16 protein-coding genes are annotated in these 16,285 nt (G+C 56.8%); 12 read left to right on the top strand and 4 right to left on the bottom strand.

Translation table 11 applies throughout. The annotated features are described in order from the left end of the window. The first annotated feature begins 24 nt into the window (after positions 1 to 24). The 11 genes from G452_RS0107115 (at position 25) to G452_RS0107065 (ending at position 11,266) form a co-directional block, all read left to right on the top strand. Entirely contained in the window at positions 25 to 1,137 is a 1,113-nt protein-coding gene (locus G452_RS0107115) for a hypothetical protein (protein WP_235619597.1), read from the top strand. A gap of 24 nt (positions 1,138 to 1,161) precedes the next feature. Beyond that, the gene (locus G452_RS0107110; protein WP_022661573.1) at positions 1,162 to 1,434 is read left to right on the top strand and encodes an amphi-Trp domain-containing protein; all 273 of its coding nucleotides are present in this window, start codon (positions 1,162 to 1,164) and stop codon (positions 1,432 to 1,434) included. Positions 1,435 to 1,437: 3 nt separating this feature from the next. Further along, a complete protein-coding gene (locus G452_RS0107105; RefSeq protein ID WP_022661572.1) occupies positions 1,438 to 3,093 on the top strand; it encodes a PhoU domain-containing protein in 1,656 nt (551 codons plus the stop codon). Between the two features lie 20 nt (positions 3,094 to 3,113). Continuing rightward, positions 3,114 to 3,986 (top strand): GAK system ATP-grasp enzyme, encoded by an 873-nt coding sequence (locus G452_RS0107100; protein WP_022661570.1) that lies wholly within the window; start codon positions 3,114 to 3,116, stop codon positions 3,984 to 3,986. Beyond that, entirely contained in the window at positions 3,983 to 5,083 is a 1,101-nt protein-coding gene (locus tag G452_RS0107095; protein WP_022661569.1) for an HprK-related kinase B, read from the top strand. Before G452_RS0107100 ends, G452_RS0107095 begins: the two co-directional genes overlap by 4 nt. After that, positions 5,080 to 6,291: a GAK system CofD-like protein gene (locus G452_RS0107090; RefSeq protein WP_022661568.1), complete on the top strand. Its 1,212-nt coding sequence runs from the start codon at positions 5,080 to 5,082 to the stop codon at positions 6,289 to 6,291. The genes G452_RS0107095 and G452_RS0107090 overlap by 4 nt, the downstream gene beginning before the upstream one ends. Before the next feature lie 39 nt (positions 6,292 to 6,330). Next, positions 6,331 to 6,798, top strand: coding sequence for an amphi-Trp domain-containing protein (locus tag G452_RS20520; RefSeq protein WP_022661567.1), 468 nt, complete (start codon positions 6,331 to 6,333; stop codon positions 6,796 to 6,798). 383 nt (positions 6,799 to 7,181) lie between these two features. Then, positions 7,182 to 8,873 carry a B12-binding domain-containing radical SAM protein gene (locus G452_RS0107080; RefSeq protein ID WP_022661566.1) on the top strand — a complete coding sequence of 564 codons (1,692 nt, stop codon included), beginning with the start codon at positions 7,182 to 7,184 and terminating at the stop codon, positions 8,871 to 8,873. 84 nt (positions 8,874 to 8,957) lie between these two features. Next, positions 8,958 to 9,989: a hypothetical protein gene (locus tag G452_RS0107075; protein WP_235619596.1), complete on the top strand. Its 1,032-nt coding sequence runs from the start codon at positions 8,958 to 8,960 to the stop codon at positions 9,987 to 9,989. Positions 9,990 to 10,246: 257 nt separating this feature from the next. Further along, on the top strand, positions 10,247 to 10,735 hold the full coding sequence (gene greA / locus G452_RS0107070; protein ID WP_022661564.1) for a transcription elongation factor GreA: 489 nt from the start codon (positions 10,247 to 10,249) through the stop codon (positions 10,733 to 10,735). 39 nt (positions 10,736 to 10,774) lie between these two features. Then, the gene (locus G452_RS0107065) at positions 10,775 to 11,266 is read left to right on the top strand and encodes a YajQ family cyclic di-GMP-binding protein (RefSeq protein WP_022661563.1); all 492 of its coding nucleotides are present in this window, start codon (positions 10,775 to 10,777) and stop codon (positions 11,264 to 11,266) included. A 73-nt stretch (positions 11,267 to 11,339) separates the two neighbouring features. Here the strand turns inward: G452_RS0107065 and G452_RS0107060 are convergent, their stop codons facing one another. The 4 genes from G452_RS0107060 to G452_RS21085 form a co-directional block, all read right to left on the bottom strand. Further along, a complete protein-coding gene (locus tag G452_RS0107060; protein WP_022661562.1) occupies positions 11,340 to 12,191 on the bottom strand; it encodes a hypothetical protein in 852 nt (283 codons plus the stop codon). Between the two features lie 9 nt (positions 12,192 to 12,200). Further along, the gene (locus tag G452_RS0107055) at positions 12,201 to 12,533 is read right to left on the bottom strand and encodes a hypothetical protein (protein ID WP_022661561.1); all 333 of its coding nucleotides are present in this window, start codon (positions 12,531 to 12,533) and stop codon (positions 12,201 to 12,203) included. Between the two features lie 401 nt (positions 12,534 to 12,934). Next, entirely contained in the window at positions 12,935 to 13,987 is a 1,053-nt protein-coding gene (locus G452_RS0107050; protein WP_235619595.1) for a potassium channel family protein, read from the bottom strand. 820 nt (positions 13,988 to 14,807) lie between these two features. Beyond that, positions 14,808 to 15,503, bottom strand: coding sequence for a recombinase family protein (locus G452_RS21085; protein ID WP_235619594.1), 696 nt, complete (start codon positions 15,501 to 15,503; stop codon positions 14,808 to 14,810). Positions 15,504 to 16,019: 516 nt separating this feature from the next. Here G452_RS21085 and G452_RS0107035 point away from each other — a divergent pair. Further along, the coding region (locus G452_RS0107035; RefSeq protein ID WP_027189137.1) for an IS3 family transposase at positions 16,020 to 16,285 on the top strand (266 nt) is incomplete at its 3' end.

Here is a 16,285-nt window from a genome sequence, read left to right as displayed (position 1 = left end):
TCTCGCGATTGTCCGGAATTCGATATGGAAGCCGTTGATCCGGAAATAACGGATGCTGACCGCGTCAGATTCTCCCAGGTGGTCTCCGTGGAAATGGCTCCCTGGCAGGTGGAGCAGGTTCTTGAGCCGGCGCAGCAGCCTCGCCAGGAGGCCGTGCTCGGCGTGCATTGGCACCCCGAATTCGTGCCCCTGGATTTGATCCGCAAACGCATCGACAAGATGTTCCCGAACAAATCCGAGGAGCTCTTGATTCCAACCCAGCACAACGAGCTGATGAGCTTCGGGGGATATGCAGGGGTGGAAGTGGACTGCTACGCCAGCGGATTCAACCAGAAGGTGCAGCTTCTTCTGCATTTCGAGGCGGACCGCGTGCAGGATGCCCCGGTGCTGCGCTCCATGCTTGCGCACACCTACAAATATCGATCCTCTCAGCTGTTCGAGTTCATGGATACGATCATCGGTCCGGACCGGGATCGCATCGGCGCAGCCATGCGCGCCACCGGAGCGGAAACCGATCTCGTGGAGTTCGTTCAGGCCCATGTCCGCAAGATTGCGAAGTTGCTGGACGAGCAATGGCCCGACCTGCCGCGGATTTCCATCAAAAACAAGATGCTCCGCAACTACTTCGACTCGATGCGCCCGGAGCTGGGCGAAGCCCCGGTGAACAGGATCCAGGCCTTTCTCAAAGCGGTGAAGCAACTGGTCAAGCAAGGATTTTCCCTGAAGTTCTTCTATCGCGCCACGGAGATCATCGAGGAGGCGCGCGGTCTGGGCGGGGGAATCGTCATCCCGCACCCCGAGCAGTTCTGGCCCATCCTCCTGGCCGATTACGACGTGGACGGGTACGAGGTCTGGAATCCCCAATCGCAGCGCTATACGGAATTCCTCATCTCCGTGGTCAACGACAAGAACGCCAGGCGGGGCGCATCCCGCAAACCCATTCTCGTGCTCATGGGCGACGATTGCCACATGGGAGAAAAAACGAAGCTGCCGGAGCAGCAGGATGCGGACAAGGCCGGGCGGGAAATCGGCATACAGCCCGCCTGGGACGATCTCGCCATCCGCAAGCAGCTCATCATGACTGGAATCAGCAGGCGATCCGCCATCGCAGACTACAAAGCAAGGCTCGCTGGCTAGGCGAGCGGCAAAGGGGCAATGCACATGGCCAGCGACAAGAAATTCATGTTTGAATCCATTCAGGACAACAATTCCATCCGCAATTTTCTGGACGCCCTGGTGGACGGATTTGAAAAGGGGCGCATCGTCCTTTCCACGGATGCGGACGAAATCGTCATGACCCCCTGCGGACTTTTGAACTTCGAGGTCAAAGCCAAGAAAAAGGGCGGCGAGAGCAAGATCAGCATCAAGGTGGGCTGGAAGGAATACGGCCTGGACAGCGGTCCGTCCGTCAAAGACATCAAGGTCGAATCCTAAGCCATGATCGCCTTTGAAGGACTGGACGAGAATTTCAGGTTCATCGTTCTGGAAGTGGAGAAGCAGGTGCGCGCCACCGCGGACTTTGTATCGGCTCCGGGGAGGCAGCTCTACAATCGCATCGTCTCCCGTGACGACTATGTCGACAATCTCAAGACCATCATCGAAAACAAGTGCTACTCCCGGATTCATTCCGACAAGCAGCTCGACTCGCGCCAGGTGAACAAAATTCGGTCCATGCAGGTCATGTGCGTCAATCTGGAGCGCATCGCGGACTACTGCGTGAACATCGTCCGGCAGGTGGGGTATCTCCAGGACACCCGCCAACTGGATGAGTATCCGAGCGAAGAACTCTATGCCCTGATCAGCGCCAGCCTTGCCGGGATTCTGGACGCCTTCCGCAAGGAGGACATGTCCGCGGCCCTGGCTATCTGCAAAGCCGAGTACGAGCTGGACCGGATGTACAAGGAGAACTTCGACAGGCTGCTGGTGGATCTCGGTTCAGGCCGAAACGTTCAGAGCCTGGTCACGGTGCTCTTCATCTTCCGCTATCTGGAGCGCATCGGCGACAGTCTCCTGAACATCGGGGAAGCCCTGATCTTTTCCATTCTCGGAGAGCGCATCAAGATCGAGCAGTTCGACTCCCTGCAACAGACCCTTTCCAAGTCCGGATTTTCCGAATCCTTCAGCGACATCGACTTCCAGTCCATCTGGGGAACGAGGTCGGGTTGCCGCATCGGACGGGTGGAGCGCAGGGAGCATGGCGGCGACACCGACGGGATGGATGTGCACGGCGGAATCTACAAGGAAGGCGGCTTGGAGAAGATCCGCAAGGAACGCGATAACATAGAGCGCTGGAAGGCGATCTTCCCCGGCCTTGTGGCGGACGTCTACGGATACCATGAGGACGGAAGCCGGGCTTCCTTGCTGGTCGAGTTTCTGCCGGGCTGCACGCTCGACGAGGTCGTGCTGGGGTCGGACGAGGATTTCCTCTCCAACGCGGTATTCGTTTTCGAGCAGACCGTCCGAAATGTCTGGGAAACGACCATGCGCCGCGAACCCGTTAAGGTCGATTTCATCCGGCAGCTCAATTCCCGCCTGGAGGACGTGCTGCAGGTCCATCCGGAATTTCGTCGCGAATCAAGGCGGCTCGGCGATTCGCGCATTTCCGGCTCGAACGAGCTGCTTTCGCGTTGCGCCGAGCTGGAAGCCGAACTGGAAGCGCCGTTCACGGTGTTCATTCACGGAGACTTCAACGTCAACAACGTGGTCTACGACCATGCGGGCCAGCAGATCCATTTCATCGATCTCTACCGCTCGCGCGATTACGACTACGTCCAGGATGTTTCCGTGTTTCTTGTTTCCAATTTCCGGATGCCGATATTCCAGGACGCCATGCGCGCGCGATTGAACGGAATCATCGGCGAATTCCACCGATTCGCAAAGGAATTCAGCCAGTCGCAGGGTGACGAGACGTTTGAGGCCCGCATGGCCTTTGCCTTGGCGCGTTCCTTTTACACATCCACGCGGTTCGAGCTGAACCATCGATTCGCCAGGGAAATGTTCAACCGGGCCTTGTTCCTGCTGGAACGCATCAGCAATTTCGCAGGCAACGACTGGCGGAGTTTCAAGTTTCCGGCACAGGTTCTCTACTACTAGCCATAAACGGAGTTCGCGTCGTGAAAATCGGAGTAGTTGGTACGAAAGGTGGCTGGTCCACGGAGCGTCTTGCCGACACGGTTGGAGAAATCGCTGGCGAGCGTCTGCTTATTGCCATCGATGAAGTGCGCCTGGACCTGCCGTCCGGTCGGGCTCTCTGCAACGGCGTAAATCTCATGGATCTCGACGCATTGATAATCAAGAAAATAGGATCCAGGTATTCGCCGGACCTTCTTGATCGCTTGGAAATCCTCCGCTATGTGGCCGAAAGGGGCGTGCCGGTCTTTTCCTCGCCGTTGAGCATCCTCAGGGTTCTGGACCGCCTTTCCTGCACGATCACGTTGCAGCTTGCGGGAATCCCGATGCCGCCCACGACGATTACAGAAAGCATTGACCACGCTTTGGACGCGGTGCGCGAATATGGCGAGGCCGTATTCAAGCCGCTCTACACCTCCAAGGCGCGCGGCATGTTCGTGCTTCGCGACGGTCCGGAAGCCCGCAAGGCCGTTGAGGAATACAAGGCCGAGAATCCGATCATGTACATCCAGAAAACCATCGACCTCCAGGACAGCGATCTGGGGCTGGCTTTCCTGGGCGGTGAATACCTGACGACCTATGCGCGCTGCAAGACCAACGGCGCCTGGAACACCACCACGGAATCCGGAGGGAAATACGCGCCGTTCGACCCGCCTGCGGAAGTCATCGAACTGGCGCGCAAAGCCCAGTCCCTTTTTGATCTCGATTTCACCTGCGTGGACGTGGCGCTCACGGACGAAGGGCCGTTTGTCTTCGAGGTGTCGGCGTTCGGCGGATTTCGCGGGCTGCTGGAGGCCAGAAACATTGACGCGGCACGACTCTATGCGGAATATGTGCTCAAGAAGGTGGACAAATGAACAAAACTCCCACGTGCAAGGCTCTTGCAGAGCATTTTCAGAGCGAATTTCCGACGACGCACTCTCTTTGGCTTCGATTCGGAGAGGACGTCATTGAAGTCCGCTCCAACCTGAAGGCTCTCCATGATTCGCTCTGTGGTTATTTCAAGGAATTCCTGACGGAAAGCCAAAGGCCGCAGATCGTCGTCACGACGCACGATACCTCGGCCCCCGATCTCGGATTGACCTATGCGATCAAGGATCCCGATCCGGGCAAGAGCAAAGTCAAGGAAGAGTATGTTGATCTCGTTGATGGGCGGGTGGTCCGCAAGCGCCTCACGGGCATGGTCTTCATCTTCGGCGACGGGCACCACCTCGCCGTGGGCCCTTGCCTGGAAAACGACAATCAGGTCGTCAACTTCATCAACAATCGCTTCATAGAGCGCAAACTGAACCAGGGATGTCTTCTTGGCCACGCCGCGGGCGTCTGCCTGAATGGCCGGGGGCTGGCCCTGGCTGGCTTTTCCGGCATGGGCAAGTCCACGCTCGCGCTGCATCTCATGAGCCGGGGAACCACGTTCGTGAGCAACGACAGGGTGATGATATCTTCGGGAGAGGACGGTCCCATGATGTTCGGCGTGGCCAAGCAGCCCCGCATCAATCCCGGCACCGCGCTGCACAACCCCGATCTCGCCCGCATCGTTTCCGACGAAGACAGGGTGAGGTTCATGGCCCTGCCTGCGGACGAACTCTGGAACCTGGAACGCAAATACGACGGACTGATCGACGTATGCTATGGTCCTGGACGCTTTGTCCTCGAAGCTCCGCTCCACGGACTGGTCATCCTCAACTGGAAGCGCGACCGCGGAGCCGTAGTAGTCAGGCGCGTTGACCCCGGTGAAAGGGTCGATCTCCTGGCGGCGTTCATGAAGCCCACGGGCTTGTTTTATCTCCCGGCGGACTTGGCCGCGCAAGCGGATCCCGGCGTTGAGCAATACGTGGAGCTGTTGTCTCGTTGTCCCCTCTTCGAGATTTCCGGCGGCGTGGATTTCGACGTTGCGGCGGACGCCTGCATCGATTTCCTGAAAGGCGGCATGATTGGGGAGGAGGGCGCGTGAGCGCACGTTCGGAACCGCTGCGCATACGCGTCTCGCGTGAAGTCCGGGTGCCGGACAGGCTCAAGCTGGAGCGCTACAGGCACACCCCGGCGCTTGGTCCCCGTGTTCTTTTTTTCAGCGGAGGAACGGCCCTTCGGGACTGCTGCTCCGAATTGGTGCGGTACACGCACAATTCCGTGCACGTGATCACGCCGTTCGATTCCGGCGGCAGCTCGGCCGTTTTGCGAAAGGCATTCGCAATGCCCGCCGTGGGAGACATCCGCAACAGGCTCATGGCCCTGGCCGACACCAGCCTGCAAGGCAACCCGGAAATATTCAATCTCTTCGCGCACCGACTTTCCAAGACGGATACGCGGGAGCAACTGATCGCGGAGCTCGAGTCGTTGGCGCGCGGCAGGCATCGGCTGATCGCCTGCGTGCATGACCCCATGCGCAAGATCATCCGGAACCATTTCCGCGAATTCATCGAACGCATGCCCGACGATTTTGATCTGCGCGGAGCCAGCCTCGGCAATCTGGTGCTCACGGCGGGCTTCCTGGCCAACCGACGGCATATTGATCCGGTGATATTCATCTTTTCCAAGCTGGTGCGGGTACTCGGCATGGTTCGCCCCGTGGTCAACAAGGATCTGCACCTTGCCGTTCGCCTCGCAGACGGCAAGGAAATCGTGGGCCAACACATGATCACGGGCAAGGAATCCGCGCCGTTGCAGAAAAGCATCGCGGACATCTGGACCGTGCAGAGCCTCGACGATCCCACGCCAGTGCAGGCCACGGTCAGGCGCAAAATGAAACGCCTGATCGGCGAGGCTGACCTGATCTGTTTCCCCATTGGTAGTTTTTACACAAGCGTGCTTGCCAACCTGCTCGTCGCGGGGGTTGGGTCGGCTGTGGCCGCCAATGCCTGTCCCAAGGTCTATGTCCCGAACACTCTGCCTGATCCCGAATGCGTGGGCTTGAGCGTTGCCGACCTCGTGGAGAGGCTGCTGGCGCTGTTGCGGCGCGATGCGGGAGCGGACGCACCCGTGGGGTCATTGCTTAACGCGGTGCTGGTCGATTCACGCAATGCGAACTACCCCGGCGGGCTGAAAAAAAAGCGGATTTTGGCTCTTGGCGTGGAGGTCATCGACTTACCGTTGGTCCAGGGGGACGGATCAGCCGGAATCGACCCGGAAAAACTTGTCCCGGCGTTGATGTCTTTGACATGACATTTTCATTTGGATTCCACCTTTTACTTTGGAGGACTCATGGATAAGAACAAAATCGAAGTCAAACAGGTGATGGCTTACGAAGATGCCCTTGGTTATCTTGAAGCCCTGGTGAAAGGCTTTCGGGAGGGGCGCATCGTTGTCCGCAGAGGGGAGGAGTTCCTTACGCTGACTCCGCCGGAAAATGTTGAAATCGAGGTTTCCGCCAAGCAAAAGAAAAACAAGGAAAAATTCTCGCTGGAATTGTCCTGGCTGGCGTACGAGGACGAAGGCGAGCCCCTGGTCATTTCGGACAAGGAACCCGAACCCAAGAAGGCCGAGGGTTGCGACAGTACCCCCGTTGCCGTTGGCTCCGTTCCTGCTGCGGAAACCTCCGTGGCCAAGGAGAAGCCTGCCGCTGTTGCCGGAGAAAAGAGCACGCCTGCGAAGGACAAACCCGCTCAGACCAATGACGCGGCTTCAAAAGGGGCTGCCAAGCCTGCTCCCAAACCCGCAGGCGGAAAATAGGCAAAGCGTGGCTCATTCCCGAACGAATTACGCCTTTGCAAGGAGACGAGAGTCAATCATGTCCGATAAATCGTCCAGAAATCGTTTCACTTGGAGCGAATTGGTTTCGAATTTCGGCATTGTCAATGCCGACGAACTGACGGAACGCGAGAAATCCTATCTCCTCACGAACACCAACGCATGGGTCTGTCAGTTCGGGAAACAGTACGTAACGGAAAAACGGTCACTATTTTTGTCGAGCATTTGCGGTCCTGACTCCCATATCAAGACGCAATAGCTGTTCCGAAGGCCCCGCCCAGCGGGGCCTTCGGCGTTTACGCCGTCCTGGCCCGGCATTCCCGTCGGCTTGGCCCAGGAGGGCTTTTGTGACATGTTCCAAAGCCATGAAGATACTGCTGGTCTATCCCTACTTCCTGCATGATCGGACCGAGGCGGAAAACGTAGCCGCCATGCCCATCGGGCTGTATTACCTCGCTGCCGCGCTCATCGAGTCGGGGCACGACGTCGTTGTTGCGAATTGGCATTCCCTACGCGGCAAACCCGACATCATGGAAGCGGAACTCTGCGAGATCGCCCCGGACGTTCTCGCCGTCTCCGTGTTCGCGGCCAACCGTTGGGGCGCGCTGGATGCGGCCAAGGCTGCCAAACGGATTCTGCCTGACGTCCGAGTCGTATTCGGTGGAATCGGCGCGACTTTTCTTTCTAGATTTTTTCTAGAAAATTTCGAATATGTTGATTTCATTATACGTGGAGAAGGAGAACGGGCATTCCCGGCATTTCTGGATGCTTTGGAGTGCGGCGCGCCTCTTTCTACTGTTTCCGGCCTTTCCTGGCGTGAAGGGGAGGGCGTGCGGGAAAATGATTGCGCCGCGCTGATTGAAAATCTGGACGAACTTCCTGATCCTTCCAAATATTTCACGTTCCAGCATGTGATTCTGTCGCGCGGTTGTCCCGGCAAATGCACCTTTTGCGGTTCTCCCAGGTTCTGGGGGGCGAAGGTGCGGTTCCATTCCCCCGAATACCTGGCGCGGCAGGTGCAAAGGCTTGCGGCGCGAGGAGTCGGGTTTTTCTACGTTTCGGACGATACGTTCACCCTTCGGCGCGAGTATGTGCTCGAATTCTGTCGACTTCTGCGGGAACGGGTTCCAGGGGCGGCATGGCAGGCCATTTCCCGCGTGGACCGGGTCGATGAGGAAATTCTCGAGGCCATGCGGTCCGCAGGGTGCGTCCAGATCAGTTACGGCGTGGAGAGCGGTTCGCCTGCCGTTCGCGAAAGGCTGCGCAAGAAAACCGACAATGCGCAGATTCGGCGGGCCTTCGACTTGACCACCCGATACGGGATGGTGGCGCGAGCGTATATCATTTACGGGAATCCCGGCGAAACCGCCGAATCGATACGGGAAAGCGCACAATTGCTGACTGAAATACGACCGCTCGTGACGCTGTTTCATGTGCTCACCGTCCTGCCGGGGACGGAGCTGTACGAGCAGGCTCGCCAGCGCTTCGGAATCTCGGATGAAGTCTGGATGAATCGCGAAGAGGATCTGCTTTGGCTCGACATGGATCCGGAACTGGAGTTCGAACAGGTCCATGCCTGGGGAAAATCGCTCAAACAAGGCTATCACGACGCGCTTCCGGGGTTTGTCGACACGCTGGAAACAGCAGACGCACCGCACCTCTCTGCGGAATTCGCGGATTTCTTCGCAAGACTCGGCATGACATTCGATCAGGGCGATTATGCTTCCCAATATGCCCCTGAGCAGCGGGATCCAGTGGCCGAAAAACTGTATCGGCGCGCCTTGGCCCATGCGCCGGACAACAAGGCTTTTCTCGGCCTGGGGATGCTGCTCAACCGAAACGCCCGAACAGAGGAGGCCGTTCAGATGCTCTCGCGTGGGCTGAGCGCGTTTCCGGATGATCCCAACCTTCGGCTCTGTCTCGGAATCGGGCTCATGAATCTCGGCAGGGTGCGCGAAGCGCTTCCCCAACTGGAATGCGTGGCCGAATATCCGCAGGCCCAGCCCTATTTGTCCGAGTGCCGGAAAATCCTTGAAGCCCAGGATCGAAGACGCTGACCACGGCAGCTCGAAGCTGGCTACGTTTTGGTTTGCATTGCCTTCGTTTTTGTATGCTGCTGCAAGAATGTAGTCTCCGCAGTCTTGAAAATTCATTGGAATACAGCGTGTTATGCCTTGGTATCCGCCTTGCTGGTATCGTCGGTAAACGAAGGAGATGCCCGAATGCAGATGCTGCATACGCGTTATGGTCCGATTCCTGTTCAGGGTGATCCGGAGTGTTACCCTGACGGCAGTCCGCGCAGCTGCGTTCCTGCCGCTCCCGTGTCGCTGGCCACATCCCTGGGAAGCTTCATTCCGCAACACACCACGGACGATCTGCGCAGAAAGGAAGTGCAGCCCTTGTGCTTCCATCAGAACGGCATGCTGCAATACCTCCCATTGGAGCAAGGAACTCCGTTGAATACGCCTGCGGGCGTCGTCACGGCGGAACTGCTGACGTTCCATGAACAGGGCTGCATCAACCGCGTCTTCCCGCTCAATGGAAGGCTTTCCGGCTATTGGTCCCAGGAGGATGAACTGGGGCTGGCGGAGTGGGTTGAATTGGAATTGCCCTGGGGACGCTCGCGCATCAGGCCGCTCAGTCTCTGTTTCGATGCGCAGGGGCGCTGGCGCAGCCTGACGCTCTGGCCGGGCGATACCGTGGAGGTTCCGACTCCGCTCGGTCCCTTGGCCGCACGCATCGGCGTTTCCTTCTGGGAAAACGGTGCGGTCCGCAGCCTGGAACCGGCAAGCCCGTATCCCGTGCAGACCCCCGTAGGCGAAGTTTGGGCGTACGATTCCGACGCAGTCGGCATCAGCGGCGATCTCAACTCGCTCCAATTCGACAAAAAAGGGCGTATCGTCCGGTTGCGCACCACACAATCCGTGCTCGGCGTCGATTTTGCCGACGGCACGAGCATGGGCTTGACTCCTGAAGAGCGCGAAAGCCTTTGCGGGGACGGAGAGCGGGAAATCGTGCCCATGGAATTGGAATTTCTCGAACAAGACGTGATCGTGCGACAAAATGCCGGGGCGGCAGGTCAGCGCATTCCCTATGCCGGGAGCGTATTCAGGGTTCACCGCTCGGTTCCACGGTTGAATCTTTTTGAATTGCGCACAGGCTGTTCGATATGATTTCAGACAGAACGTGAATCGTATTTATTTATGACCTGGCGGAGTACCGGGCCAGGGGGACTCAAGCCGCGTTATCCTGCGCCGTTGCTCGCGATTTAACTCCCCCTGAGCCGTTTCAGGGCATTCTGGTCTTGACCCAAACCGTTCTATGTTCTACCCAGACAGTTCAGCCGACGCGGCCTTCGGCCCCAACCAACACTCGTAGAAATCCACGCGGGCCAAGGCGCAATCAAGTTAAGACAAGGAACCAAGAGACAATGGAAAGCATCCCTATTTCTGTTGAAGGCTATGAACTGGTCAAACGCGAACTGGCGAGCCTCAAGGCGGAACGCCCGGCCATCATCCAGGCCATCAAGGAAGCCCGCGAAGAAGGCGACCTGAGCGAAAACGCCGGCTACGACGCCGCGCGCGAGCGCCAGGGAATGCTGGAAGCGAAGATCACCTACATCGAATCCCGCGTCCCCAAGTTCAACGTCATCGACATGACCACCCTCGGCGGCGAGAAGGTCGCTTTCGGCGCCACCGTGGAAATCCAGGACACGGACACGGACGAGATCAAGCGCTACCTTCTGCTCGGACCGGACGAAACCTCCTACTGCAAGGGCAGCATCTCGATCCTTTCTCCTGTGGGGCGCGCCCTGCTCGGCAAAGAGGTCGGAGATGAAGCCGTTGTGGATGCCCCTCGCGGCAAAATCTACTACGAAGTCCTGTCCATCGAATTTTTCGGTCCTGCCATCACTCTTTAGCGCGCTCGCTGCAAGAGCGCGATCATAGAGGACGAACTCATGCCGTCTTTCGACATCGTGAACCAGATAGACCTGCAGGAAGTGGACAACGCCGTGAACAACGTGAAGAAGGAGCTGGCCACCCGCTTCGATTTTCGCAATGTGCCCACGGAATTGGACCTGAACAAGAAAGACAAGAAAATCGACCTCGTCACGGGCGACGACATGAAGGTCCAGGCCATTCGTGACCTGTTGATCAGCCATTTCACGCGGCGCAAGGTCGATCATCGCGTCATGGAGTTCGGCGATACCGAGCCGACCTCCAAAGGCCAGCTCAAGCAGTCCATCAAGCTCGTGGAAGGCATCGACAAGGATACCGCCAAGATGATCGTGAAGATGATCAAGGACAGCAAGCTCAAGGTCCAGGCGTCCATTCAGGACGATCAGGTCCGGGTCAACGGAAAGAAGATCGATGATCTTCAGGCCGTGATCCAGCTGCTGCGCGACGCCAAGCTCGAACTTCCGCTGCAATACGTGAACATGAAGAGCTAGCGCCTTTTTCAAGGAAAAGATCAAAGGGGACCGTCCTTGGACGGTCCCCTTTTGTCGTTTCCGGGAAGGGCTGTCATTGTTTGGAGTCAAACTGGGCGGCGAGCCTTCGCTCACGCAGATCGTCCGGAACGTCCGCGCCCGGAGTGTAGTAGTAATTGATGTAGAACCTGCCGCGAGTGGAGCAGGGCTTGAACCTGGTTGCGAAGGCGTGCACGCGCCAGCCCGCGTAGTCGAGCACCTCCTGCCGGACCGCCGCGTCGTTTTGGCTGCTGCGGTTGGAAGAGCGCTTTGAGGAGACGATCACGTCCACGTCCGCATCGGGCGGCAACTTGCTCATCACGAAGCTGATGACGTACCAGACCCGTGTTTCCGGTTCCTGGTCCTTTTTGTAGGAATTTTCGGCCGCGAATTCGTAGAGCGAGGTCCAGCTGTTGAAAACGCCCGCATCCCGCGCCGCTCCTTCCACAAGCTCGGCCGGGACGAGATAGACCTGGACCGGGAGCTTGGGCGGGGACACCGTAACCGCCGCGCTGGAATTGATCATGATGTCGCGCCACATGACCTTGTAGTCGGCCGTGAAACGCAAGGCCGCAAATCTGCCGTAGTCGTCGCTGAGGTTGAACAGGCCGAGAACCTTGGCGTTATACGCTTTCCCGGCCGCATCGTTCTCATAGTGCAGGAAAAAGATGTTGCCGTTCCGGAAGCCCGCAAATCCGCCGGAAGTGCCGCCTTCCAAAGCCTGCTCCCCTTTGGCGTTGAAATGCACGTTGCCGGATCCGTCGTACTGGCCGATCATGCGTTGATACAGCGTCGCGGCCACATCGCGCGCATCCTGCGGCCATTGACCGTCCTGCCCTGCCGCGACGCCCACAAGGAGGAAAAGACTCACGAGCGGCACAAGAATGATGCTGGTTTTGCTGCGCATGCGATCCTCCTACCAAAGCCCGTGTTCGTGCAGATTTTGTTCGGCCCCGCCGCCACCCGTGGTCGATCCGAGCTTGGCGTAGTCGCTGTATCCCTGGTTGGTGTCCACGTTCATGTTGGAATTGACCACCGTGGCCGCGGCCTTGCCGTAGTCTTTTTTCGCCTTGTCCAGCTTGGCTTTGACCGCCTTGGCCAAGGACACCGCGCTGTTGATTTTGCTGCCGACGTCCACGGCCAGGCCGAGGCCCGGATGCGCAAGCTTGATGGCGGCGATCAGACGGTTGATCAGGATCGCCTTTGTCAGCGCGTTCACCGCGCTGCTGGTCTTGGAACTCGAAGTCATATCCGAGGGAACGCTGCCTCCAACGTTGGTCCTCGACCCGGTTCCGCTCCCCCATCCGAAGTCTTCGGGCATGACCGGTACGTTCTCTATGCCCTTCATGGGTTCGACATCGACGCTGCCCCCGGTCCCCCCGATGGCCGCGCCTCCGGCGCCCCCACCACCGCCTCCGCCGCCTCCGCCGCCGCCCCCGTAGCCCAGGGCCGATCCGGCGCACAGCAGCAGGCCGAATAGCAGAAGAGGAATCGCAACATATGCGCGAATGGAAAATGCGAACGGCGCCGGTTGCGGGAATGCTCTGAGTTGCCGATGCATACGACCTCCTGCGCGATAGCCGTGGTTAGCCGCCTGATAAAGACTCAACCTTCGCATACTAAAAAATGCGAGCGCATTTGAGAAGCATGTTAGAACACGCCTTCCTTGATTTTGAAGAGACATTCCAGCTCCGCCACCTTGAGCCCGGACGTGATCAGCAGAATATAATCTCCCACTTCCACAAGCATGTCGTCGTCGGGCAGCTTGTGCAGAACCCGTGTTTCGCCCGCCGGCTTGCTCAGGCCGATGGGAACGACGTTGAAGCGGCGTTTCAGATCCTCGAAGACCTGGGAATAGGGCATCCCCGCATAAGAGCAATCCGGAAGCACCCTGTATTGCTGCACGTCGAAATCCTCCCTGCCCGAAGCGGAGGCCAGCAGATCCTCGTTGAACCGGGCAACGTCCGGCTCAAAGATATAGCTTGCGAGCATCTTGGAGGAGACATCGTTTTTCGAGATGGTGTAGTTTACGCCCGCATTCTCGAATGTTTCCTGAAGGTCGTAATTGTCGAGCGTCATCACGATCTGAAGATGCGGGTGCTTTTTGCGCACGTTGATGACGTAGACGAGATTGCGGGCGTCGTCCTTGAGGTTGGGGAAGAGCACCTTGGCCTCGGATATGTTGACCTTGTCCAGCACGTCCTGATTGTGCAGCTCCGCGTAGAGAACGAAAACCCAATCGCGCGGAAACTGCTCGTAGATCAGGTCGACGTTTTCCTTGTGCTCCGTGATGACGCAGACCCGGTTGTGCGCGGTGACGAGTTGCGCCGTTACTTTCTCCGCGAAACGGTCCCAGCCGACCACGATGATATGATTGCTGAACTTGGTGCCGCCGTAGCCCATATGTCTGCTCTCCCTCATGGTGATGAAATTGTCGGTCAGGGTTCCTATGAGCACGCTGAGAACCCCAAGACTGCCGAGAACGAGGAGCAGCCCCGCAATGCGTCCGGGGAGCGTGACAGGGTAGAAATCACCGTAGCCTACGGTCGTCAACGTGACGATGGAATACCATACGGCGTCGCTGATGCTGTGAATGTTTCCGCTGTCCGCATCGGATTCGGCCATATAGAGCATGGTGACCGCGACCAGATAAAAGGCCATTGCCGTCGCGGCAAGCTGCATGTTTCTGCGTTTGCTCGGCACGAAACCTCCGATGCTGCGGACGTTGCTGTTGTAAATCTATAGTCGTTGGCGTTTAGTACTACATTTATCGATTCTGTTCCAGAGCATCGTGAGCAAATCAGGTGGACATGCCGCAATGCGCGCCATTTTGAAAACATACCGAATTCGCTTGCTATCCAGATGGCCAGCACAGTGTTCGAAGAAAAAGCATGCAGCGAGAGTGCAACTGAAGCGGTACGAAGATTGTCTCGGCAATGGAGGCTCGATGCGTGCGGAAGTGCAGGATTTTGTGAACAGGGGAAAAGGGCAGGCTTTCATGAAAATGAAAAAGGGGTTTCAAGCCTTGGCTTGAAACCCCTTATGGAATGCGTGGCGGAGAGGGTGGGAGTATGTTTTTACGTCTCACCTAACCGCTTGATTCTATGTGGCATTCTTCATGTAAGTCGTGGGTGAACACTCTCTTACTGTGTACCCGCTTGGTGACACATCAGTCAAGCACGGGTCGTCCTTGGATAGACGCGTGAAAAAAAGCGAAAAGCTAGCTGCGTCGCCCTAAGCCCGGAGCTCCACAGGTTACCCAGGTTTCATTGTTCTCAGGATAATGAGCATGGGGATTTGAATTCATTATCTGGCGAGCGTAGCTTTCTCTGATACTTGTGTTGTGTTCGAGTTGGTAGTGCTGAGTGACCGATTCAACGCTCGCAACAACTTTGGATTCACAAAGCGGACAATGACAATAATATTCCTTTTTTAGAGACGGGATTCTAGGCATTTGACTCTCCCTGTTGCAAATAGCCTGAGTGTATTTGTATATCCCGTTATCATAGGTTGCTGTTTCTTGCTATAGAATATGCGATGACAGGTCGAGTTCAAGACGCTTCATCAAGCGTTGAACACTGGCCGCATACCATTGGCCTCCACGAGGAGTTCTGATGCTGTTTCTATTCAGTTCAGTCGCAATCCCATTGGCGCTTGTGATCCCTTGTTCGAGCAGCTTGGTAATCTGACCACGAAGCCTTTCCGCTCGATGATTAGCATTGTCCTTGATCCTTTTGACAGCTGGATCATTTCCAAGACCTCGGAGATGTTTAACTCCCTTTGGGTTGCCTAGCTTTACGCCACGTGCCTTTGCTGCTGCTAGAGCGGCCTTTGTTCGCTCTGAAATTCGTTTGCGCTCTTCCTGCGCCATTAACGCCATAATGCCCACGGTGAGTTCATTTGCTTCAGGCATATCGGCACATACGAAGCGGACGCCAGAACGTTGAAGACCGAGCAAAAAGTATGCGTCACGAGACAGGCGGTCGAGCTTTGCAATGAGGAGGGTTGCTCCAGTCAGATCACAATGCTCAAGAGCTTGCTTCAGTTCAGGACGGTCATTATTCTTTCCGCTTTCAACTTCGACGTACTCTTCAAGAAGTTCCCACTGACCACCATTCAAATAGTCTTCAACTGCCTTACGCTGGGCTTCAATGCCAAGACCACTTCTTCCTTGTCTTTCTGTGCTGACACGTAGGTAGGATACGAACTTGCCTTCCACGATTCACTCCTTTTCAATTTGCATAACGTTCGTTTGGCAATTTGATAAACAAAAAATAATGCCACATGTCAAGAGTTTCGAAGTGAGATTGATAAGAGGAGGCATTCAGAAAAGCAGCAGGTTGAGATGTCTTGGAACCGTATAGAAGCGAAGGCGGGGTATGGGGGGAAACGCGCTAATTGATATATCGTGAAGGCGCTCAGATTTTTGTGGCAAAATATGCTGGGGATGGAAAACGAGGGGGAGGACACAACGGCCCTCGCCCCTCTTTGGGTTTAGTTGTTGGTTGAGATAGTAGACAGCTTGCTGCCGTCGATCAGCGCGATCTCGCCTTTGTTAATCAACGTATCGACCTCTTCGACAGAGATGTTCAGCTCATTGGCTACATTACCAAGTGAGTAGAAGACATTGCCTTTGGAATCGTGATGGGTAGGCTGAATTCCAGGGAACAGAAGTGGGTTCAGGAAACTGGACCAGTAGCTAAGGTGGACGTAAGAAGCCTGAAGGAGGCTTTTGATGTCCAAGCAGAGAAGAAAGTTCACCGCCGAATTCAAGACCCGAGTCGCCCTGGATGCCTTGTCCGGGGAACACACCCTGTCCGAACTCGCCAGCAAGTACGGCGTGCACCCCAATCAGGTTTCCCAGTGGAAGCAGCAGGCCAAGGAGCAGATCGCGGCTGGCTTTGCGGGCAAGGCCCAGAAAACCCAACAAAGCGATGAGGCGCGGATCAAGGAACTGCACGCCAAGATCGGCCAGCTTACGGTGGAGAAGGATTTTTTGCA

Origin of the sequence: Paucidesulfovibrio longus DSM 6739 (genome assembly GCF_000420485.1) — a bacterium.
Taxonomy (GTDB): Bacteria; Desulfobacterota; Desulfovibrionia; order Desulfovibrionales; family Desulfovibrionaceae; genus Paucidesulfovibrio; species Paucidesulfovibrio longus.
The sequence above is the reverse complement of the archived record's forward strand: the minus strand, read 5'-3'. Positions and strand labels throughout refer to the sequence as shown.

Bases quoted from the DNA above. Each gene is read 5' to 3' on its own strand.
- G452_RS0107060 (WP_022661562.1), bottom strand. From the start codon at position 12,191: ATGCGCAGCAAAACCAGCATCATTCTTGTGCCGCTCGTGAGTCTTTTC.
- G452_RS0107110 (WP_022661573.1), top strand. From the start codon at position 1,162: ATGGCCAGCGACAAGAAATTCATGTTTGAATCCATTCAGGACAACAAT.
- G452_RS20520 (WP_022661567.1), top strand. From the start codon at position 6,331: ATGGATAAGAACAAAATCGAAGTCAAACAGGTGATGGCTTACGAAGAT.
- G452_RS0107080 (WP_022661566.1), top strand. From the start codon at position 7,182: ATGAAGATACTGCTGGTCTATCCCTACTTCCTGCATGATCGGACCGAG.
- greA (WP_022661564.1), top strand. From the start codon at position 10,247: ATGGAAAGCATCCCTATTTCTGTTGAAGGCTATGAACTGGTCAAACGC.
- G452_RS0107105 (WP_022661572.1), top strand. From the start codon at position 1,438: ATGATCGCCTTTGAAGGACTGGACGAGAATTTCAGGTTCATCGTTCTG.
- G452_RS0107055 (WP_022661561.1), bottom strand. From the start codon at position 12,533: ATGACTTCGAGTTCCAAGACCAGCAGCGCGGTGAACGCGCTGACAAAG.
- G452_RS0107115 (WP_235619597.1), top strand. From the start codon at position 25: ATGGAAGCCGTTGATCCGGAAATAACGGATGCTGACCGCGTCAGATTC.
- G452_RS0107065 (WP_022661563.1), top strand. From the start codon at position 10,775: ATGCCGTCTTTCGACATCGTGAACCAGATAGACCTGCAGGAAGTGGAC.
- G452_RS0107095 (WP_022661569.1), top strand. From the start codon at position 3,983: ATGAACAAAACTCCCACGTGCAAGGCTCTTGCAGAGCATTTTCAGAGC.